The following is a 21431-nucleotide window of genomic DNA, read 5'->3' as shown; positions in this document are numbered from 1 at the left end:
ATTTTAGAAAACGGCTATAATGTTAACACAATATTCTAAAATAATAGAAGAAATGGGTGATGAGATGAACCAGACGGAAACGATGCTGTTTCGCATTCTACATGTATTTGCTTCGTTTTTGGCATTACAGTTATTATGGTTTTTCTTCTCATTAGGGATTGTTACCGTTATTCCCGCAACTGTTGCTATGTATGCTGTTGTCTTGGAATGGTCGAAACATGGGATAGATATAACAGGGGTATGGAAGACGTTTTATCAAGCTTTTAAACTGAATTTTAGAAATACGCTATTTTTAGGCATTAATGTTGGTGTGCTTGCGATTATCTTTAATTTAAATGCAAGTATTCTTCCGACATTTAACGGATTTCTGCATTTTGTTATGCAAGTGATATGGTTATTTGCAGCAAGTATTTTCATTCTCACCTTAATAGCAATGCTGCCATTAATCGTCACATCTCATTTAAAAGGCTTAAAGTTATGGAAACACGCTTGGATTGCTTCGATTACCATCTTGCCTGATATATTATTAATTGGAGGCATAGGTGCTATTTTTGTAATTGTTGGATTATATTTCCCTATGGCAATTATTGCAGGTGTGAGTCTTTTTGCATTTATTCATATTAATATATGGCAAAAAGCTGTCAAAAAATTACCGCAAGACTTTTTGGATCAGTGTTTATTAAAATATCGTTATCGTTAACTGCTTCTTAGGTTGAGAAGCAGTTTTATTTATATCGCAAAGTATTAGTAAAGAGCTCTAGATTGTAAGTACAGAAAGTATAAAATCAGTGCAATGACTGTATTAAGCGAAGTAGTTATTTTGAATGTTTGATGTATTTTCGGCTCGTGCAATTCCCGTAGAAGTTGTTACCATATCTTAATTGTTAATCATAGCCATAAATGTACCAGGAAAGGAAACCGTTTTCTTTATAAAGATAATTTACTAAGAATTATTTCAAAAAACTGTTGATTTTGCAATATTCAAGTAATATAATGGATTAAGAAAGCGGATACATTATGCTGCAGTGTAATTAAGTGTTTATTTTTTTCGCTTTTAAGGAAACCGATTTCTTTTTTCTGAAGTAATACCTCGTATTCTAGAGGTAGAAAAGTCTGATTTATATTATTTTTTGTTGTTAGATTTAAGTATAAAAATATGGGGGTTAGAATCATGAAAAAATGGTTGATGTTAGTTGTATTCTCTTCACTAGTATTCGCTTTAGTTGCTTGTAGTGATGACAATGAGAGTGCTGGTAGTGATGACGGTGGTGGCAACGATAGTGGTGGCGATGGTGAAACTGTATCGTTAGATTTTTGGATTTTTGGAAGTACGGGTTATGGTGAGTTAGTAGACGAATACATGGAAGAACATCCTAACGTTGAAATCACGATTAACGAAGGTGAAATGGAAGATATGCACAACAATTTGTTTACTTCTATTTCAGCTGGAAGTGGCGCACCAGATATTGCTCAGATTGAAATTAGTGCAATTAAAAAATTTTTAGATGCACAAGATCAATTCTATAATTTAAATGACTATGGAGCAGAGGATGTCGCTGGTAATTTTCTTGATTGGAAGTGGGCACAGGCACAGAATGTCGATGGATCATTTCAAATTGGATTACCTACTGATATTGGACCAACCACTATGTTTTATCGCACAGATGTAATGGAAGAAGCTGGCCTTCCAACAGATCGTGAAGAACTAGCAGAAGAGATTGATACATGGGATTCATACTATGAGGCAGCTAAAACTGTCAAAGCGGAAACCGGTAAACCTATGGCAGATGCTCCTCAGCTTGTCTTCAATGCGCTTAGGGACCAGCAAGATCAGCAATATTTTAATGAAGATGATGAATTGATCATCGAAGATACTGTGAAAGAAGCTTATGATTATACTACTAAAATGATTCAAGAAGATTTAATTGGTCAAAATGAACTTTGGACTCCTGAATGGGGAAATGCAATGGCTGATGGAAGCTATGCTACAATGCCTGGTGCTCCGGGTTGGATGGTAGCTAACGTGAAAGGTAATGCGCCAGATGCAGGTGGCAATTGGGATATCGCAAATATACCGGAAGGGGCAGGTAACTGGGGAGGTTCGTTTTTAACGGTTCCAGCAGAATCCGAATACCCACAGGAAGCATTTGATTTTATTGCTTGGTTAACAGCACCAGAACAACAATTGAGATCATTTGAAATTGCTGGATTATTCCCTTCTACTCCAGATGTGTATGAAAATGAAGAATTTTTAGCAACTACAGACGAATACTTCAATGGTGCTCCTACTGCACAAATTTTTGCAGAGGCTGCCCAATCAGTGAAAACGGTTTATATGGGTATTAATTATGCAACTGTTGACACGGAACTTAATACAGCACTTATTAATGTTGCTGTCGAAGGTGCTGATCCTCAAGAAGAATGGGATGCAGCTGTTGAACGTATCAATTCACAACTAGAGAGACAATAAGGATGATTATCGAACGGTCTATGGTGTCCATTCATAGACCGTTTGAAATCAGTGAAAGGAGAGAATGAAATGTCTCGGACAGATGTATCGATTAAAACGCACAAAAAATCATCCTTGAATGAGAAAACGAAAGAAGCGATATCAGGTTATTTATATGTTTCCCCTTTCTTTATTTTGTTTGCTATTTTTGGACTATTTCCCATTCTTTTTAGTTTTTACCTAGGCTTTCAAAAGTGGAATGGTTTAGGTGAGATGGAATATGTCGGATTGCAAAATTTTAAATGGGTGCTTACTGATGAGATATTTTGGACTTCGTTAACCAATACATTAATTATGTGGGTATTAGGTACACTTCCTCAATTGTTAATAGGGATTATTTTGGCATATGCATTAAATTCGGCATTGATAAGAATGAAAAGCTTCTTCCGAGTTTCCATCTTTATGCCTTATGTCACTTCGACCGTTGCGGTTGCTATTGTGTTTGGAATTATGTTTAATAGTCAGGAATTCGGGTTATTTAACGTCATTTTCGGCTTGTTCGGAGTAGATCCTATTAGCTGGGGAACATCCTGGTGGGGTGTTAAAGTGGCAATCTCCACGATGGTTTTTTGGCGTTGGGTTGGTTACAACACGATTATTTATTTAGCTGGTCTTCAAGCTATTCCAAATGAACTATATGAAGCTGCACAGATTGATGGCGCAACGATTAGACAGAAAATACAGTATATTACTATTCCGATGTTAAGACCAATCATTATATTAACAGTATTTACTTCAACAATTGGTGCATTACAACTATTTACCGAACCACTGATATATATTGGTCGAACATATAGAGAAGAAGGAATAACCGTAGTGCTTTATTTATACCGTGAAGCATTTTCTAATTTAGCATTTGGTCCAGCTTCAGCAGCTGCGATTATCTTATTTATTATTATCATTATCATATCCTCAATTAATGTTTTAATTGCAAATCGGATTGGGAGATAAGGAGGGTTAGTCAATGAGTGAAAAGGTCGGAACTAAAAAGGTTTCCACTTCGAGAATATTTGTGTATGTGCTACTTGCCATTGCTACCTTTCTATCCATCTTTCCATTATATTGGATGTTTGTAATGGCAACCAACCACAATAGTGCGATTAATAGTGTGCCACCGGCATTTATTCCGGGCGCAGAATTAGTGACGAATTTTGTGAAAGTAATAGAGACTATCGATTTCTTTGGTGCTATTTGGAATTCACTTATTGTATCAACTGTTACAACAATAGGTGTATTATTTCTATGTTCTCTAGCAGGTTTTGCTTTTGCTAAATTTTCCTTCAAAGGTAAAAATGTCTTGTTTGTCTTTATCTTGGTTACGATGATGATCCCACCACAATTGGGCTTAATTCCACAATATTTCATCATTACGAAACTAGATTGGTTAAACGATTTAAAAGCCATTATTGTACCAGGGTTGATTGATGCATTTGGTATATTTTGGATGAGGCAATATATTAGTAGTAATGTTCCAGATGAACTGGTGGATGCCGCCAAAATTGATGGTTGCTCCAACTTTAGAGTGTATTGGAATATTGCCGTACCAGTTATTATACCAGCGTTTGCTACTTTAGCGATTATTCGATTTATGTATATTTGGAATGACTTTCTATGGCCGCTGGTTGTCTTGCGTGAAGAATCATCATTTACGATTCAGGTTGCTTTACGTGGTTTGATTGATAACTATGTCCGTGATAATGGTATGATCTTGTCTGGAACCTTTTGGGCTACTGTCCCGCTGATCATCGTATTCTTGTTATTAAATAGATTATTTATTCAAAGTCTGACAGAGGGTGCGGTAAAAAGTTAGGGTAATACATTAAAAAATAGAGGGATTCACATGAAGTTAACAATCAGAGAGATAGCCAATATGGCAGGTGTGTCACCAGGTACCGTATCAAAAGTAATCAATAAAACCGGCAGTATTAGTCCAAAAACGGTAAAAAAAGTAAAGAAAATAATTGAAGAAACAGGATATCACCCTAGTTTTTCAGCGAAGTCATTGGCAACAAAAAAATCCAATCTAATTGGTATGATTTATGCTGGGGAAGTTCATGTCGAGTTTAGCCACCCTTTTTTTAATGAAGTGGTTAATGCATTTAAAAATGCGATAGGAAAACTAGGATACGATATTCTAGTTTTTTCTAATGACAAGTTTAATAAGATGAAAGAGGATTATGTGGCTAGATGTAAACATTTTCATCTTGATGGCTGTGTCATTATCGCAGGGGAACAATTAGAGGAAGCTGTTAACCAATTGGATCAGAGTAATGTACCTTGCGTTGGAGTCGATATCGAATTGAAGGGACCAAGATCTAGCTATGTATCTACTGATAATGCAAAGGTTTCTGCTAAAGTAGTAGAATATCTATACTTAAATTCGATTAAGAAGGTAGCGTTTATCGGTGGCCCATCAAATTCAATTATTTCTAACCTCCGAAAGGAAGCTTTTATCCACTTTATTAACCTTTTTGGGATGTCTGTTAGATCCAATTGGATTCAATACGGTAATTACTTTGAAGATAGTGGTTATCAGGCTATGAAACGAATATTAGCTAATAAGCCATATCCAGAGGCAGTTTACACGGCATCTGACATGATGGCATTAGGTGCATTAAAAGCTTTGAAAGAAGAGGGCATACGTGTACCTGAGGATATGAAGCTAGTAGGTTGTGATGATATCGAAGCGTGTCGCTATAGTGATCCCCCGCTTGCGACTGTAAAGCAAGATAAGGATAAGATGGGGAAGTTAGCAGCTTATATGCTGCATGATTTAATCAATGGAAACACAGAACCTGGTTCCATTTTGGTAGATCCAAAACTAGTTATCCGCGATTCCTGTGTAATCGAAAAGGATATAACAATGTCCACATGAGGGTGATGACATGAATAAATCAGAAAACATTTTCTTTCGTATACTTGATATTTTTGCTCACTTTGTATTGCTTAATGCGCTTTGGATTATTTGCTCTGTACCTATCATAACTATTTTCCCTGCGACAACGGCTTTGTTTGGAGTTGTCCGTAAATGGCACACAGATGGTACAGATGCCGGATCGGTTCGATTGTTTTTTTCGCTATTTAAAGAAAATTTTAAAAAAAGCTTTATGATTGGTGTCTTATGGACGGTTGCAGGATTGATTTTATTTGTTGATTGGTCAATCCTGCAACAAGTAGAGTTAACTGGAAAGACGGGAGTATTTGCCTTATTGGTATTTTCCATTATTCTATTTATTTTTATGACCATTTATGTTTTTTTTGTTTTAGTACATTATGAACTTTCCATATTACAAACGCTTAAGAATGCTTTATTTCTTTCGTTAGGTTACTTTATTCATACACTTTTGCTGTTGGTAACGATAGCTGTGGTAATTACTATCACTTTGATTGCACCGATTTTTCTGATAATCTTCGGAAGTATTTTAGCATTCACTATGTATTATATCTTTCGTAAATTATCTATCAAAGTTGAACAGCAAGTTTTATGAAGATGTAATATCACTAACGAACCAATGTTTAAACCGCATGAAATTCAGCTTTCATGCGGTTTAGTTTACCATTGCAATAGTCTAGGGAACATTCGATCATTCTGCCATTTTATTCATTTCAATTGTTTCCGTAAATTCTTTTTTACTAGTGTCCAGATTATGTTATAAAGTGTCCAGATAATAGCGAAAAGTGTCCAGAAAACGTGAAATACTGTCCAGATTATCGTAAAAAGTGTCCAGAAAATCACCAAAAGTGTCCAGATCCACTTACTTATCCAATGATTTCTCGAATTCTCTGCACAAAATGTAATGCTTCTTCTGAATCGCCATGCACACAAATAGTATCTGCTTTGATATTGATATTGTCTCCATTAATTGTAGTAACCTTTCCTGTTGTGGCGATTTCATAAACTTGTTTCATAGCTTGTTCTATATCATGAATAACGGAACCAGCCTCACTTCTAGGTGTTAAGCTGCCATCTGGCTGATAAGTTCTATCAGCAAACACTTCATTGGCAACATGTAATCCAAGCTCTTCTCCAGCGTTAATTAACTCACTATTTGCAAGCCCGACTAATACTAAGCTCGGATCGACATCATGTACTGCTTGCGCGATAGCAAATGCAAGCTCACGATTGTTGCATGCCATATTGTATAAAGCGCCATGTGGTTTCACATGAGCTAACTGCATATCATGTATGGTCACAAATCCTTGCAAAGCACCCAATTGATAAACAACCAAGTCATAGGCTTGTTCTGGAAGTATATCGATATTTCTTCTGCCAAAACCTTGTAAATCCTGAAAACCAGGATGTGCCCCAATATTAACTTGATGCTTTTTAGCCAACTGTACTGTTTTATTCATTGTATGTGGATCACCAGCATGAAATCCACATGCAATATTAACTGCATCAACTAATGGAATGATTGCTTCATCATTACCGATTTGATACATACCAAAGCTTTCGCCTAAATCACAATTCAATGTTATTCTTACCACAGCTTTATCCCTCCCCATTTTTCCTGACAAAAGCGCTGGATAGTTCGAATTAAGCGCTCACGACTTTTTAAAAGGACGATTGCTTCATCAGCCGTTATCTTCTGCAATCTGAAAGGCTGACCAGGTCTTAATTGACTTACTTTACTTAAATCAACTCGCACAACCTGTCCGATTTTTGGATAACCTCCTGTCGGTTGCCCATCTGCCATTAAAATGATTGGCTGCCCATTCGGTGGTACTTGAATGGAACCGAATGTCGTAGCTTCTGTTAAAAGCTGTTGATCTTTCCTTTTTTTAATCGGTGTTCCTTCCAAGCGATATCCCATTCGGTTGGATTGTGTAGAAGCAATCCATCCTGTTTGTTCAAATCTGTCGGAATCAAACCAATCATATTGGGGACCTTCGAGGTAACGTATTACCTCTTCCGGTTGTTCAATATAATTAAAAAGAGAATGGCTAATGCCCCAATGCAGCTGGTTTTCGGTGTGACAGGAGTGAGAAAAGGGAATCGTGTCACCCACAGCTAATTTTCCTCTTAAAACTCCTTCTACATCCGCTCTCACAACTGTACTTTGACTTCCTAGGATTTCAGGTATATCCAAGCCTCCTTTAATAGCCATATATCCAAAGCCACCAGTTTTCACCGTTCGAAACTGTAAGATATCGTCCTTTTTGACTTGGATAGGCTGGGCAAGCGGTATCGGCCTATCATTTAAATTAGCAGACATATTCCCGCCGGTTATCGCAATAATCGCATGCTGATGGAATTTAATTGTCGGTCCAATGAAGCTCATCTCTATCACAGCTTCGTCGGTATCATTATTAACGAGAATATTCGCCATTTTGGCAGCAAATTCATCCATCGGACCACTGACTGAAAACCCGTAGGATTGATAGCCAAGACGTCCCTGGTCCTGGATAGTGGTATGTAATCCTTCTTCTATTATTTCAATTGTCATTTTTTATACGCTCCTCTTTCTGAAGCTGTTCAAATTCTATTTTTGTGATTGGATAAAATCTAATTTGATCCCCAGGAGCTAATAATGTCGGCCTGTCATCAGCTAATGGTAATAAATTTACTGGTGTACGCCCAATGATTTGCCACCCACCAGGAGACGTGCTCGGGTAAATACCTGTTTGACCGCCTGCAATTCCGACAGATCCTTGCGGTACCTCCAGTCTGGGCTTGTCTTTTCTCGGTGTAGCAAGTGTTTGATCCATTCCGGTTAAAAAAGGGAACCCCGGTGAGAACCCTAAGAATGAGACGTTATAGGTAGGATTGCTATGTAATGCAACAACCTTCTGCCATGATAATTTTTTGTTTTTCATGACGTGTGCTATATCGATACCAAACGTTTTGTCATAACAAACGGGAATGTGATGCAATCTACCATTTATTTTCTCGGTTTGCTTCTGTTCGCTAGTAGCAGTAATTACTTTTTTCATCTTTTGGTGAGAAATGCGTAAAGGATCAAAGTATACGGTAATCGTTCTGTAACCAACTACTGCTTCAACAATGAACGATTGATTTTCTAGCTGTTGTTTGACTGCAATCAAATAAGCAGATGAATCGGGTGTATACGGTAATGTCATCATGATGGCATTTTCCGAAATAGATTGAAGAAGCATCTTCAACAACCTTCTTTCTTTTCATTGTCTATTAATAATATTGTAACATACAAGAAAACTAATCTAGATTTTTCAGGCATTTTGAATCAACTAGAGGTTAAAAGGCCTATAAATAAACATAGTAATGTATGCGTTTTCGTGATAGAATAGACTCATGCAATTTTACTTTAAATCATATATAAAAAATGACTAGCTGAGAAATGAGGGAATACAGATGAAGTCTTTTATGGGGAAATTATTCGATTTTAAAAACCTTAAGGTTGGAACAAAATACGGCATTATATTATCGATTGTATTAGCACTATTTTTAATCTCAACAGGTGTCGTATGGTACTTATTGCAAAATGTTGAATCGGAAATTGAAGCGATGGAAAGAAGAGGGGATCGTTCGGTAAATGTAACCGAAATGGGATCTCTGCTTCGCGCTAAAAGTATCAATATTTTTCAATATGTCGACAGTGCATCTACGGAAATTGATGAGGAATACCATGCTCGAATTGAACAATTTGAAGCACTTCGGGAACAGTTGGAGCCAAGTATGAATACAGAAGCTGAAGTGGCTTTATTCCAAGAAATGAGTGATTTGGATGACCAATTGAATCGAAAATTTAATGAAGTAATCGGATATATGCGACAAGATGAGGAAGAAATTGCGATCAATACTGCTAATGAGGCAAATCAAATAGCTGCAGAAGCAGTACAAGCATTAGAACAGTTGAAAACAATAGTAAATGAACAACGTGTACTTGCCGTAAACAACGCAAAATCTAGTCAAATGTTCGCGATTGCTGTATTAGTTGGTTCGATTGTTATTTCACTAGTTATCAGTGTTATTCTTATTACTGTGATGAATCGCAAACTCTCCAAAAACTTAAATAAAGTAGTGGATTTTAGTAATCAAATTGCTGAGGGTAATTTACTAGTTGAAAATCTCAAGTATCAAAGTAAGGATGAAATAGGACAATTAGCAAACGCAATGAATACCATGAGTTCTAGCTTACGTAATATCATTGAGCGAGTCGCAGACGTTTCCAATACGGTAAGTAGCCAAAGTGAACAATTAAACACTTCAGCCAACGAAGTTAAATCAGGAACAGAGCAGATTGCGACAACAATGGGAGAATTAGCTGATGGAACAGAAACACAAGCAACACATGCTGGAGATGTTGCAGCTAAGATGAGTGACTTTTCCAAAAAGGTACAGGAAGCAAATGACAATGGCAACAAAATCGAATCAGCATCTTCTCATGTTTTAGATATGACAGAAGATGGTCGGGATATGATGGAATCTTCAGTAACACAAATGGAACGTGCCCACACGATTGTAAAAGATGCCGTCGGTAAGGTACAAGGATTAGAGGGGCAAACAAAAGAAATATCGAAGCTGGTCGCTGTGATCAAAGATATAGCCGAACAAACAAATCTATTAGCACTGAATGCAGCGATTGAATCTGCTCGTGCAGGTGAACACGGAAAAGGGTTTGCCGTAGTGGCAGATGAGGTGAGAAAATTAGCAGAACAAGTAGCTGATTCTGTTACAGATATCACAGGGATTGTTACCAACATTCAGGCTGAATCGACGAATGTTTCCCAATCACTTGAAGAAGGATATAGTGAAGTAGAAGTTGGTTCTGAGCAGATTAAGCAAACAGGTGAGACCTTTGAGCAAATCAATCAAGCGGTAACAGATATGGTTGTAAGTATCCAGACGGTAACATCTAACTTATCAGAAATGGCAACTAGCAGTGAAGAAATTAATGGTTCTGTTGAGGAAATTGCCTCGATTTCGGAAGAATCAGCAGCCGGTGTCGAGCAGACGTCAGCATCTGCCCAACAAGCCAGTAGTTCAATGGAAGAAGTATCAACTAATTCGCAGGAACTGGCACAACTTGCTGAAGAACTAAATGGATTGGTAAGACAATTTAAGATTTAACATACAAAACTCCCATTTGATTGGGAGTTTTTAATTTTTGGAGATTTTACCTCTCATAGGAAAGAAAATTATATAAAAAAATAAGGACATAAGTACTACATGGTCGTTATGGTAATATGCTAATGGTCATGTTAGAATAGTCGCATATTATAACTTTTTCATCAAGTATGATCACCAATGGGAGGAAAAGCATGAAAAAATTTCGTTTTAAGAATGTGAAGATTGGTACAAAGTATGGTCTTATCCTTAGTGTTGTTTTAAGTCTTTTTGTGATTTCTGCTGTGTTAGTTTTCTTTTTCTTACAAAATGTTCAATCGCAAATTGAAGCAATGGAAAGAAGAGGAGATAGAGCAGTTGATGTAACAGAGATGGGTTCATTAATCAGAGCTAAAGGTATCCGTGTGTTTCAATATATGGAAGATCCTACATCTGAAGTAGTAAATGAATTTAATCAACGTAAAGATTTATTAGATAGGTTAGAATCTAAAATAAGTGAAAAAATGAACACTAAAAAAGAGAAGGAACTCATTGAAAAAGTAGTAGCCTATGATGATGAATTTAACTTGGAATTCAATGAAGTGGTTAGTTATGTGGGTCAAGGTAATATGGAAGCAGCTGGACAACATGCAAGCCAGGCTCAACAATTTCAAAGTGAAACTGTCCGGACCCTAGAAGAGCTAAAAGTATTAGTTAATGATCAACGAGCAAATGCGATAGAAGGGGCAAAAACAAGTCAAACAATGGCCATCGTAGCACTAGTTATCGCGATTGTTGTATCACTGATTATTAGTATCATATTAATTATCATCGTTAATCGAACAGTTTCCAAAAATTTAAATAAAGTAGTCGATGTAAGTAATAGCATTGCGAATGGTAATCTTTTAGTTGAAAATATAGATTATCAAGCCAATGATGAAATTGGACAACTTGCAAGTTCGATAAATAAGATGAGTACGAATTTAAGGAAGATCATTCAACAGGTTTCAACTGTTTCTGATACAGTGACTGCTCAAAGTGAAGAATTAAATCAATCAGCAACTGAAGTGAAGTCTGGAACGGAGCAAATAGCTTCGACTATGCAGGAATTAGCTTCAGGCGCAGAAACCCAAGCAAATCATGCCGGAGATGTTGCATCGAAAATGAGTGATTTCTCTCAAAAGGTACATGAGGCGGATCAAAATGGGGAGAGAATTGAAGGAGCATCAGCTAATGTATTAAGTATGGCTGAAAATGGTAATGAATTGATGAACACTTCTATTGCACAAATGGGCCGGATCCATACGATTGTACAAGATGCAGTAGAAAAAGTACGTGGTTTAGATAATCAGTCAAAAGAAATTTCAAAACTAGTCGCAGTGATTAAGGATATTGCGGAACAAACTAATTTATTAGCATTAAATGCAGCCATCGAATCAGCACGTGCTGGAGAACATGGCAAAGGTTTTGCGGTCGTAGCAGATGAAGTTCGCAAATTAGCGGAACAGGTAGCAGAGTCCGTTAACGATATCACTGGAATTGTTACGAATATCCAAAGTGAATCTTCTAATGTAACCCAATCGTTAGAAGAAGGTTACGGTGAAGTGGAAGCAGGCTCTGAACAAATTGAAAAGACAGGAGAGACTTTCGAGCAAATTAATCATGCTGTAACAGAAATGGTTTCTAGTATTAAAACTGTAACAACTAATTTGTCTGACATGAGGACAAGTAGTGAAGAGATTAATAGTTTTGTCGAAGAAATTGCCTCGATTTCGGAAGAATCAGCTGCCGGTGTTGAGCAGACGTCAGCATCTGCCCAACAAGCAAGCAGTTCAATGGAAGAAGTATCGTCCAATTCCGAAGATCTGGCAAAGCTGTCAGAAGAATTAAATGGATTAGTAAGGCAATTTAAGATTTAAAGGAAATAAGTATCTAAGTTAAATAAAGACCCGAACTATCCATAACAAATGGAATAGTTCGGGTCTTTAGATGCAAGCTGATGAGTTTTATAGCGGCTTAAACATAAACTGTGCAGTAACGTGCCTCGATTCACTCTGCTTAATCTTCCTTGGAGAATGCTGACAAACCGCTCCTGCAGATTACTTCGTTGTGCAAATACAACATCTACTCAAACAAAAATTACTTTCGGATTGTTTTCTATGCCGTCGTGGAAACCCTATTAAAGGAGATATCCCCGGAATGGCCATTCTGTTCCGAGGAAAAAGCTTTCTCTTCCAGGGAAAAAGCCTTCTCTTCCAAGGATAATCGCCTATATCCAGGGAAGGGAAAGAGATATCCCCGGAAGCGCTACCTCTGTTCCGAGGAAAATCTCTTCTCTTCCGGGGATAATTGCCTAAATCAAGGGAAGGAAAGTGGGTAGCCGGAGGAGTTGTGTCCCAGACTCTTGTTATTTCTTCAGTTCATTTTCACTAATTAATATCTTTTCTACGATATTATAAATAGACAGTAATTCATATAAGATAATGACTTCTGGTGTAAAAAGGGTAGTATTTTGATCATCACTTGGTTTTTTACTTTCCCAGAATTGATTCATTAACTTTTTTACCTGTTGTCGGTAGGCACTTGCTTTATAATGATCAGGATATTTCATGAAATCAACTAGTGTTTCCACCATTTGCATAATGTCTTCACACTCTTGCTTCGACCAACAGATGTTTTGGATTGGTGTATTAATTAAATTACCGATATGATAATGAATCAATCGCAATCTCTTGAGGTTTTTTCTTTCGTAATCAAATACATGCTTCGTACGCTCGTCCAGTCGATGATATTTCGATTCTGCTGCTTGAAAATTCAACAATTTATCTGTCTGATCCAATGTCGTTTTTAATGTTAAAAAACGACTGTCTATCTCTGTTTTTTGCTTGGAGAGTCGGTTTTTTCCAACTAATTGCTTCAATATAATCTCTAATTCTTCTCCTGTCTGTTTTAATAGATCATGGATATTAGTCATTATTTTTTTTGTGTAATTAGGCGGTAAAATAAACATATTGACTAATGTTGATACTAATAGTCCGACTGTTGTGGTGCCAAGTCGAATAATAAAAGAGACAAATAAATTAGTATGGATTACTTCGATCATGGCAACGGATGTTAAGGTTGCTACTAGCAGTCCAGCATGTAAACCTAATCGATAACACGTGATAATTGTAAACAAGGCGGACAATGTATAAGTAATGGGTGAGTTCCCAAACAAGTAGATAAATAAAACGGCATAGGCTGAACCTATTGCCGAAGCAGGAAAACGGACAATCCCTTTTTTGATCGAATCAGCAACAGTTGGTTCGACGGTGACAATCGCAGTGATGACAGCGAATACTGGCGGCCAGCCGATCCATTCACATAACATGGATGTTAAAAAGACAGCTAATGCTGTTTTGATTATTCGCCTACCAAAAAAACGGTAGCGTAATTTTGACCATTTCATTAGAAAAATTCTCCTTCGAACATTCTATTGCTTAGTATACCGCAGAAATCGTTAGCTTACCATGGTGAATCTGCTTAAATGGAAGGATAACGATTACTAGCCAAAAATTTCTTTTTGGTAATTAGTTGTAAACGCTTTCTTATTTCTTGCATATGATGTAAAATAAGAGTATATCTCAAGCAGATTAGTGCGTTATGAATTTTTGAGGAGGTGTTGAATTTGCTTTCCGTAAAAATGTTAAAACCGTATTATGTGAAAGAAGAAGGCAAACACATTCGGGTGGTACTTGCTTATCAATATTTTTCTTTGTTAATGGATGATGAAGTATATCATTTTGTTCCGCTCGAAGCTCGAGAAATTCGAATTAATCGCGATACACAACAAATTCAAAATAAAAACGATGTTTTCGTTTTTCAAAAAGGAAAAAAATATAACCGGATAACATTATCAGATCTGATGAAAGTAAAAGATTTTCAGGAGCATCTATCCACTATTTTAAGCCCGTATATGATCGTGTCACAAACTGATGAGAAGACGGATAATATTGACCATGTGATTATGGAATTAGAGAAAAGCAATTTATTAAGACTTATTGATCGAGCTTTAGATGAAAAAAATCCAGACAGTTTCCATTTGTATACAACGAAGTTAAATGAAATGTAGCAGTTGCTTAGAGCAGCTGTTTTTTCTTGGTAAAGAAGTCTAACTTTATTGTTTAAGACTCTTGTTGCTTGCTATTGTAATCGCATCCCTTTTAAAATAGTGTTAGGAGGTGTGTCATGGATTTAGGAGTGAAAGATAAGAAGGTTCTTGTCACAGCAGCAAGCAAAGGTTTAGGTAAGGCATGTGCCACAGCATATGCTGAAGAGGGTGCACATGTTGTTATCGCAAGTAGAAGTAAAGCACAACTAGAACAAGCAGTAGCTGAGATCGTTGAAAAAACAGGGAATGCTAATGTAGAAGCAATCGTCTGTGACCTTACCAAAAGTCAGGACATTGAAAATTTAATGCAGACAATTGGTCGTGTTGATATTTTAATCAATAACGCTGGAGGTCCACCTGCAGGTCAGTTTAATGACTTTGATGATAAGGATTGGCAGCATGCTTTTGAATTGTTGCTCATGAATATTATTCGTACAGTTAGAGCCGTAACACCTGGAATGAAAGAACAGCAATTCGGACGCATTGTTAATATTACATCAAGTTCGATGAAACAAGCACTAGACGGACTATTACTATCGAATACATTCCGCCCTGCTATCGTTGGCTTATCTAAGAGCTTATCTCAGGAATTAGCAACTGATCAAATTTTGATTAATTCAGTTGGTCCTGGCACAATGGAAACGGACCGGATTCGAGACATATACAAACAACAACCATCAGATGAATCGGTTGAAGAACGAATTCAACAAGCAGGAGCAAATATCCCGATTGGTCGTATCGGACAACCAGAAGAATTCGCGAAAGCAATCCTTTTTCTAGGGTCAGCTGCTAATACATATATTACGGGACAAACCTTAATTGTAGATGGCGGTGCAATCAAGACATTATAAAGGAGAGGTAACATGACAACATTAAAATGGGGAGTACTCAGTACAGCAAAAATCGGTAGGACACAAGTGATACCAGCGATTCAGAGATCCAATAATGGGGAAGTAGTTGCGATCGCAAGTAGAAATCAACAAACTGCAAATGAAGCAGCGGAAGAGCTCGATATTCCACGTACGTTTGACAGCTATGAGGCTTTATTAGACGATCCAGATATCGATGCAGTCTATATCCCACTGCCAAACGCTTTACATAAAGAATGGGTAATCAAAGCAGCCGAAAAGAACAAACATGTACTTTGTGAGAAACCTGTTGCAGTCACTAACGAAGAATTAGAAGAAATGATTACTGCATGTGAAAGAAATAATGTGGTATTCATGGAAGCTTTTATGTATCAATTCCATCCCCAGCATCAAAAAGTAAAGCAATTGATTCAAGACGATGTGATTGGTGATGTATCCTTTATGCGCGCAAGCTTCTCTTTTTATCTGGAAGACCGTTCCAACATTCGCTTGAATAATGAGCTTGGTGGTGGATCGATGTTTGACGTCGGATGTTACACCCTACATGCGATTCGTAATATCCTAGAACAAGAACCTGTATCCGTTCACGCAAGTGCCTACTATCATCCGGAATTAAAAGTAGATACAACGATGGTGGGTACGATGACCTTTGGAAATGGCATAGTTACATCTTTTGATTCCAGTTTTGATTGCACATCGCGTGAGTCATACGAAGTGGTCGGTTCAAAGGGAATCATCACCGTAACATCAGCATTCCGCCCAGACACAAATGAAGGAATGACAGGTGAAATCCATGTGAAAACAGATGAAGGTACAAGGGTATTGCAAGAAGCAGGTGACCAGTACACATTAATGGCAGAACACTTCGCTCATGCAGTATTGAACAATCAACCATTATTCTATGACATTACCAAAATACGTAACCAAATGAAAGTGCTTGATGCCGTTTATGAGAGTAGTAAAACAGGACAAGTAATCGCATTATAAAAGAGAGGCACAGTAGATTTCTGCTGTGCCTATATTGGAAAGGGGAGGAGAAATGATACCCAAAACCTCATTAAAAGTATTGAAGCACAAAGCACTACTTGATCGACTTCCGCAAGATCATCCGCAATATCGCTACATCTATGACAAGTGGCGGCAATTTGAGTCAGGACAAGCAGGAGAAGCAAACCTTGAATATTACCTGAAGCAAGCCCACCTTGATTCACCACAATTCCTTAACGGACTCCGCATTGAGCACCAATCAGCATTCCAGATCGACTGGCTCCTTTTTGATCTAGGCTATCGTGTCATACTAGAAATCAAGAATTATACCGCGCCCATCTACTTTGATCCACATTCCCGACAGCTAATACGAACGAAAGCAGGAGAAAAAGAAGTCTTTCCAGATCCATTATTACAAGTAGATCTCCAACATGCACAATTACCTCGGTTTCTGGATGAGCATGGCATCGAACAGCTTCCCACCTTTACCGCAGCGGTATTCGTCAACCGTTATGCCATTCTAGAACTTCAGGATTATCCAGATAGGCACCGGATCCTCACAGCGCAAGCACTTCCATCTTTTTTAGAAAAAATAGCACGAAAACACCCGGCGAAAATATCACCTTCTAGAAATCAGGAGATTGTATCCTTTCTACATGATCACCACCAAGAAGCACATTTTCCTATAATGGACCGTTATGGTATCAAGTGGAGCGATCTTATTAAAGGTGTACCATGTCCGGCATGTACAAGATTTGCGATGAACAGAATACGCCTGCGTTGGCAATGTCCTTTTTGTAATGAACGCAGCTCTGATGCCTATTTGCCAGTGTTGTTTGATTTAGCATTATTGTCGGAGAATAGGATAACGAAAAGACTAGCTTATGATTTTTTAGGAGGACTATCTCCAGATGCAGCTAGGAAAATGATGAATCGAGCAGGTTTTATTAAAGTTGGAACGAGTAAAGGTGCATACTATAGACATCATGATTTAGTACCATTTATGTAGAGTGTCCAGAAAAAGTGAATTAGTGTCCAGAAAAATTGTAAAAGTGTCCAGAAAAATGAAGATAGTGTCCAGATTATCACAAAAAGTGTCCAGAAAGTATAAAAAAGTGTCCAGATAACCTTATACAAAAGAGCTAGCCCGATCTCCTTGGGGCTAGCTCTCCTATCCATTCTTATTTAATCTCAGAAAATACGTTTCCGACTTTTTCGGCGACATATCCACTGCCATTTGATTTATCTTCGATGTTTTCTACCATCATAGCGATGATTACACTGCCATCTTCCGGATAACCGACGAACCAACCATTCTCAGCAGCACCTTCTTCATCTAGTGATTGCTTCAGTTCGGCAGTTCCAGTTTTTCCGGCTATCCCTAATCCACTAACATTTGCGCCACTTCCGGTACCATCTGTTACGACGCCACGTAATGCATCACGAATGATGTCGGCATTTTCACTAGAAAGTAATCCTTCTTTCCATGTCTGTCCGTCTTCTTCATCCATCAATAAGGTTGGTTGGACAATGTTGCCGTCATTTTGGAAAATGGAATAGCTCGTTGCTAGTTGCAGTGCGCTCATTTCAAGTTGTCCTTGACCATAGCTCGTATCTGCTAACAGTACTTCTTCACTTAATGTACCATCAGAAGAAATCGAGCTCGATTCGATTGGATAAGTGAAAGGGAACTCTTCCTCACTAATACCGAATGCTTCTAAGCCAGATACAAACGCATCTTCACCCATTTCTAATGCTTGCATAGCAAAATAGATATTATCGGAGCGGACGAGTGCATCTCTTAAGTCAACCGGGCCGTTTGATTCAGAAACACGTCGAACGGAGTAATTTCCCCAGCCGTCTTTTTGCCAGGTTAATCCTTCGATAGTGTAACCTTCACTTGGATCAATCGAGCCATTTTCCAAGCCAATAGCACTTGTAATTGGTTTGAACGATGAGCCAGGTGCAAAGGTTGCGCTAAATCGATTTAATAATGGATTCTTTGGATCTTCTTGCCACTCATTCCATTGATCGCCACTAAGTCCATATAGAAAAGCGTGCGGGTCGAAAGCTGGACTGCTTACTAATGCTAAGGTTTCACCAGTCGCAGGATCTATTGCAGCTGCAGTTCCGGCGTCGCCATCTAATGAATCAAAGATGCTTTGTTGTACTTTTGCATCTATGGTGAGGGTGATGGTCTCCCCATCTTTCACCTCTGTTTCAGCAATGACGACAGGATCTTGATCTTCTTTATCGACATAAATCTGGACACCTTCTTCACCACGGAGTTCTTCTTCAAATAACTCTTCTAGTCCTCTATAACCAATTAAATCACTTTCCGAATAAACGTCAGAGTCGACTTCTTCTAATTTTTCAGCTGTAATTGGTGCGATATATCCTACTAAATGTGCGGCAGCTTCACCTAAAGGATAGATACGTCCTGTCGTCGTTTGTTTTGTAAATGGTTTAATTGATTGTAAGGCTTCTTCTAATCCATCTTCACTTATGCTAGGAACTACTTTTAATGGAACAAACACATCTGGTGTGACCCAGTCAGCACTTAATGCTTGATCAATATCTTCCACTGTAATATCCAGTATTTCTGCTATTTCTTCTTTTTCTTCCTCTTTATTCTCGGTAAACCAATCATCTACGACACCTAATTCATAAATACTTTCATTGACAGCCAGTGCTTCACGATTTCGGTCATAGATTTCTCCGCGAACTGGCTCAACTCTGTTGATTCCAACTGTTCCGCCGTCTTCTAACTCGGGGAAGATAAAGCCAGGGTGCCAATTAACTAGCCAATCAATTTCTTCTTCATCTTCAACCGTTTTAATCGTTTTCACCATTTCAATTTCTGTATCAAAAGAAATCGGCCCCGCCATTGTTTCCATACTTACACTGACCGGGAATGATACCGACTCAACCTCGTCCAAGTCAATCTCTTCCTCTTCTTGATCCGGTAGTTCGTATTCGACAGATAGATCGGATACTTCCAAGTCTCCATATATTTTGGGATAACGATCAAATTCCTCTTTATCTACATCTTCTTCAACCATTGGATACATACTTTCAAAGTCTTCCGCCATCCAATGGTCAACATATTCCTGCAAGCGATCTTCAGGCTTGACCTGTTCGTCATCTTGACAAGCAGCTAAAAACGCTAGCAAACTTATCAATACAATGAATAACCTTTTCATCTAATTTACCCCCTATAAAACAAGTGAAAAAGCGTATTGGTAACAGACAATACGCTTAATAAATTGGTTTTGCATAGATTATATATCTTTCAGGTGCGTTTCCTACATAGGAAAATGGATAGCAAGTCGTGATAACCAATTCTTCGTCAGGCGCTGTTGATTTAATAATGGTTGTATCGTCTGCATCAACAATCTTGGAATCAACCATTTCATATTCAAATTCTCCATATTCTAATTCTATTATAAAAGTATCTCCGACCTCTACTTCTCCTAAATCTCGAAATACAGTATCACGGTGGCCAGACAGTACGATTTGATCGTCTTGCTTTGGATAGGCTGTACCTCGATAATGGCCGACTCCCTTCTCTAATTCATCTGGATCAGTACCTTCTACTATAGGCAATTGAGCATCAAGTGTTGGAATGTGTAAATACCCAACCGCTTCTCCCATATCTGGAAAAAATTCCTCCGGTGTTCGTTTTGATATCTCTCCTTTAGTAGATTTTTCAAGTAATTCATTTACTTCCGTAGCGGCCTGTTTTTCAGCAGCTTGTATTTGGAAGTAACGATAACCGCCAATACTTAGAAGTACGACTCCAGCCAGAATAAAAAGTAGCGCTAACTTCTTCATAGTATTCCACACCTCTTTAGTCTATGTATTATCCATATTATACTAATAATAATGGTAAAATGCACGTGTTTATTAACGGAAAATAGTTGTAAATCTTCGACATTTGAACTAATTTCCAATGGGGACAAACTAAAATATTACGTTTTAACGAATAATTCTACAGGACTTTAGTCTTGATTTTCTGCAAAATGCGCAAAAATAGTCATAAACCCTTGCATAATTCGACAAAAAGACGTACCTTTATATAGAACAGAAAAAAACATTTATGTTATAATGATGGTTAGCAGGAAAGTGGGTGAATTGTTGTGATAGGGCAAAAAATTCAAGAATTAAGGAAACAAAAAAGAATGTCATTATCCGAAGTTGCTGAGCAAGCCGGGATTGCCAAGTCCTATTTAAGTTCTATTGAACGTGGAATCCAATCCAATCCATCGATTCAGTTCATGGAGAAGGTAGGTAAGGTCCTTGGTGTAACCGTTAATGAATTATTAATGTCTCAATCAGATGAAGAAATTAAAGAACAATTAGATGAAGAATGGTTAAAGCTTGCAGAAGAAGCAATGCATTCTGGTGTCTCTAAACAAGAATTCAAAGAATTTTTAGAATTTAACAAATGGAAACAAAATCATTAACTAAACAGACAAGTCAGCCACTTAGAGGAGTAGCTGACTATTTTTTTATCTGCATTGTGAACAAGAATGTAATCAACAGTCAGAAATTGTGGTATAATTTACAAATTATTATAGTAGAAAAAAGAGGAGTTTAAGGAAATCATGAAGAAGTTAATATATTGGCTTTTTCCTCTACTGTGGATGGGAGTCATATATTACGCATCTGACCAACCATACGAGGAACAAGACATCAAGCCATTTCTTTCTCAACATATTGACTTATCCTTTCTTACAGCCATTTTACAGCCGATTTCCTTTAGCTATCATCATTCTGTGGTCAGTGTCGAACAATTAGGTGTAGAAGGATTTGTCGAATTTTTGGGCTAGGTAATTATAATAATTTGACCATGTGTATCAGGGTAGCGTGGTGAGTCACGTCCAGCTC

General features: G+C 37.7%; 20 protein-coding genes. 14 read left to right on the top strand and 6 right to left on the bottom strand.

The window, feature by feature from the left end:
* Nucleotides 1–19: 19 nt before the first annotated feature.
* The 6 genes from D569_RS0103800 to D569_RS0103775 all read left to right on the top strand — a co-directional run bounded on the left by D569_RS0103800 (nucleotide 20) and on the right by D569_RS0103775 (nucleotide 5997).
* Nucleotides 20–700 carry a YesL family protein gene (locus D569_RS0103800; RefSeq protein WP_018931072.1) on the top strand — a complete coding sequence of 227 codons (681 nt, stop codon included), beginning with the start codon at nucleotides 20–22 and terminating at the stop codon, nucleotides 698–700.
* Between the two features lie 471 nt (nucleotides 701–1171).
* Nucleotides 1172–2470, top strand: coding sequence for an ABC transporter substrate-binding protein (locus D569_RS0103795; RefSeq protein ID WP_018931071.1), 1299 nt, complete (start codon nucleotides 1172–1174; stop codon nucleotides 2468–2470).
* 69 nt (nucleotides 2471–2539) lie between these two features.
* Nucleotides 2540–3460: a carbohydrate ABC transporter permease gene (locus D569_RS0103790; RefSeq protein ID WP_018931070.1), complete on the top strand. Its 921-nt coding sequence runs from the start codon at nucleotides 2540–2542 to the stop codon at nucleotides 3458–3460.
* Between the two features lie 13 nt (nucleotides 3461–3473).
* A complete protein-coding gene (locus D569_RS0103785; protein WP_018931069.1) occupies nucleotides 3474–4319 on the top strand; it encodes a carbohydrate ABC transporter permease in 846 nt (281 codons plus the stop codon).
* A 30-nt stretch (nucleotides 4320–4349) separates the two neighbouring features.
* Entirely contained in the window at nucleotides 4350–5384 is a 1035-nt protein-coding gene (locus D569_RS0103780; protein ID WP_018931068.1) for a LacI family DNA-binding transcriptional regulator, read from the top strand.
* Nucleotides 5385–5394: 10 nt separating this feature from the next.
* A complete protein-coding gene (locus D569_RS0103775; protein ID WP_018931067.1) occupies nucleotides 5395–5997 on the top strand; it encodes a YesL family protein in 603 nt (200 codons plus the stop codon).
* Nucleotides 5998–6268: 271 nt separating this feature from the next.
* Here D569_RS0103775 and D569_RS0103770 read toward each other — a convergent pair whose 3' ends face one another.
* From D569_RS0103770 to pxpB, 3 genes are read right to left on the bottom strand one after another with little or no spacing between them, the layout of a single operon-like run.
* A complete protein-coding gene (locus tag D569_RS0103770; protein ID WP_018931066.1) occupies nucleotides 6269–6997 on the bottom strand; it encodes a 5-oxoprolinase subunit PxpA in 729 nt (242 codons plus the stop codon).
* Nucleotides 6991–7956, bottom strand: coding sequence for a 5-oxoprolinase subunit C family protein (locus D569_RS0103765; protein WP_018931065.1), 966 nt, complete (start codon nucleotides 7954–7956; stop codon nucleotides 6991–6993). Before D569_RS0103765 ends, D569_RS0103770 begins: the two co-directional genes overlap by 7 nt.
* Entirely contained in the window at nucleotides 7946–8626 is a 681-nt protein-coding gene (gene pxpB, locus D569_RS0103760) for a 5-oxoprolinase subunit PxpB (protein WP_018931064.1), read from the bottom strand. Before pxpB ends, D569_RS0103765 begins: the two co-directional genes overlap by 11 nt.
* A gap of 214 nt (nucleotides 8627–8840) precedes the next feature.
* Here pxpB and D569_RS0103755 point away from each other — a divergent pair, with 214 nt between their 5' ends.
* Nucleotides 8841–10559: a methyl-accepting chemotaxis protein gene (locus tag D569_RS0103755; RefSeq protein WP_018931063.1), complete on the top strand. Its 1719-nt coding sequence runs from the start codon at nucleotides 8841–8843 to the stop codon at nucleotides 10557–10559.
* 191 nt (nucleotides 10560–10750) lie between these two features.
* Entirely contained in the window at nucleotides 10751–12454 is a 1704-nt protein-coding gene (locus D569_RS0103750; protein WP_018931062.1) for a methyl-accepting chemotaxis protein, read from the top strand.
* A 488-nt stretch (nucleotides 12455–12942) separates the two neighbouring features.
* Here D569_RS0103750 and D569_RS0103745 read toward each other — a convergent pair whose 3' ends face one another.
* A complete protein-coding gene (locus D569_RS0103745) occupies nucleotides 12943–13983 on the bottom strand; it encodes an FUSC family protein (RefSeq protein ID WP_018931061.1) in 1041 nt (346 codons plus the stop codon).
* A gap of 210 nt (nucleotides 13984–14193) precedes the next feature.
* Between D569_RS0103745 and D569_RS0103740 the strand changes: the two genes are divergently transcribed.
* The 4 genes from D569_RS0103740 to D569_RS0103725 all read left to right on the top strand — a co-directional run bounded on the left by D569_RS0103740 (nucleotide 14194) and on the right by D569_RS0103725 (nucleotide 17550).
* On the top strand, nucleotides 14194–14646 hold the full coding sequence (locus tag D569_RS0103740) for an IDEAL domain-containing protein (RefSeq protein WP_245548480.1): 453 nt from the start codon (nucleotides 14194–14196) through the stop codon (nucleotides 14644–14646).
* 116 nt (nucleotides 14647–14762) lie between these two features.
* Nucleotides 14763–15536, top strand: coding sequence for an SDR family oxidoreductase (locus tag D569_RS0103735; protein WP_018931059.1), 774 nt, complete (start codon nucleotides 14763–14765; stop codon nucleotides 15534–15536).
* 12 nt (nucleotides 15537–15548) lie between these two features.
* A complete protein-coding gene (locus D569_RS0103730) occupies nucleotides 15549–16541 on the top strand; it encodes a Gfo/Idh/MocA family protein (protein WP_018931058.1) in 993 nt (330 codons plus the stop codon).
* Between the two features lie 52 nt (nucleotides 16542–16593).
* Nucleotides 16594–17550 carry a nuclease-related domain-containing protein gene (locus D569_RS0103725; protein ID WP_018931057.1) on the top strand — a complete coding sequence of 319 codons (957 nt, stop codon included), beginning with the start codon at nucleotides 16594–16596 and terminating at the stop codon, nucleotides 17548–17550.
* Nucleotides 17551–17722: 172 nt separating this feature from the next.
* On the opposite strand, the gene D569_RS0103720 is transcribed toward D569_RS0103725, so the two are convergent.
* Nucleotides 17723–19744: a penicillin-binding transpeptidase domain-containing protein gene (locus tag D569_RS0103720; RefSeq protein WP_018931056.1), complete on the bottom strand. Its 2022-nt coding sequence runs from the start codon at nucleotides 19742–19744 to the stop codon at nucleotides 17723–17725.
* 55 nt (nucleotides 19745–19799) lie between these two features.
* Complete coding sequence (locus tag D569_RS0103715; protein WP_018931055.1) at nucleotides 19800–20375, bottom strand: class D sortase; 576 nt, start codon at nucleotides 20373–20375, stop codon at nucleotides 19800–19802.
* A gap of 305 nt (nucleotides 20376–20680) precedes the next feature.
* Between D569_RS0103715 and D569_RS0103710 the strand changes: the two genes are divergently transcribed.
* Together D569_RS0103710 and D569_RS0103705 are read left to right on the top strand one after the other, a co-directional pair.
* On the top strand, nucleotides 20681–21007 hold the full coding sequence (locus tag D569_RS0103710; protein ID WP_018931054.1) for a helix-turn-helix domain-containing protein: 327 nt from the start codon (nucleotides 20681–20683) through the stop codon (nucleotides 21005–21007).
* Between the two features lie 141 nt (nucleotides 21008–21148).
* Entirely contained in the window at nucleotides 21149–21373 is a 225-nt protein-coding gene (locus tag D569_RS0103705; RefSeq protein WP_018931053.1) for a VanZ family protein, read from the top strand.
* Nucleotides 21374–21431 lie beyond the last annotated feature (58 nt).

The organism is Gracilibacillus lacisalsi DSM 19029 (genome assembly GCF_000377765.1).
Taxonomy (GTDB): domain Bacteria; phylum Bacillota; class Bacilli; order Bacillales; family Amphibacillaceae; genus Gracilibacillus; species Gracilibacillus lacisalsi.
Note: the sequence above shows the minus strand (reverse complement) of the source record. Positions and strands in the feature narration are given on the sequence as shown.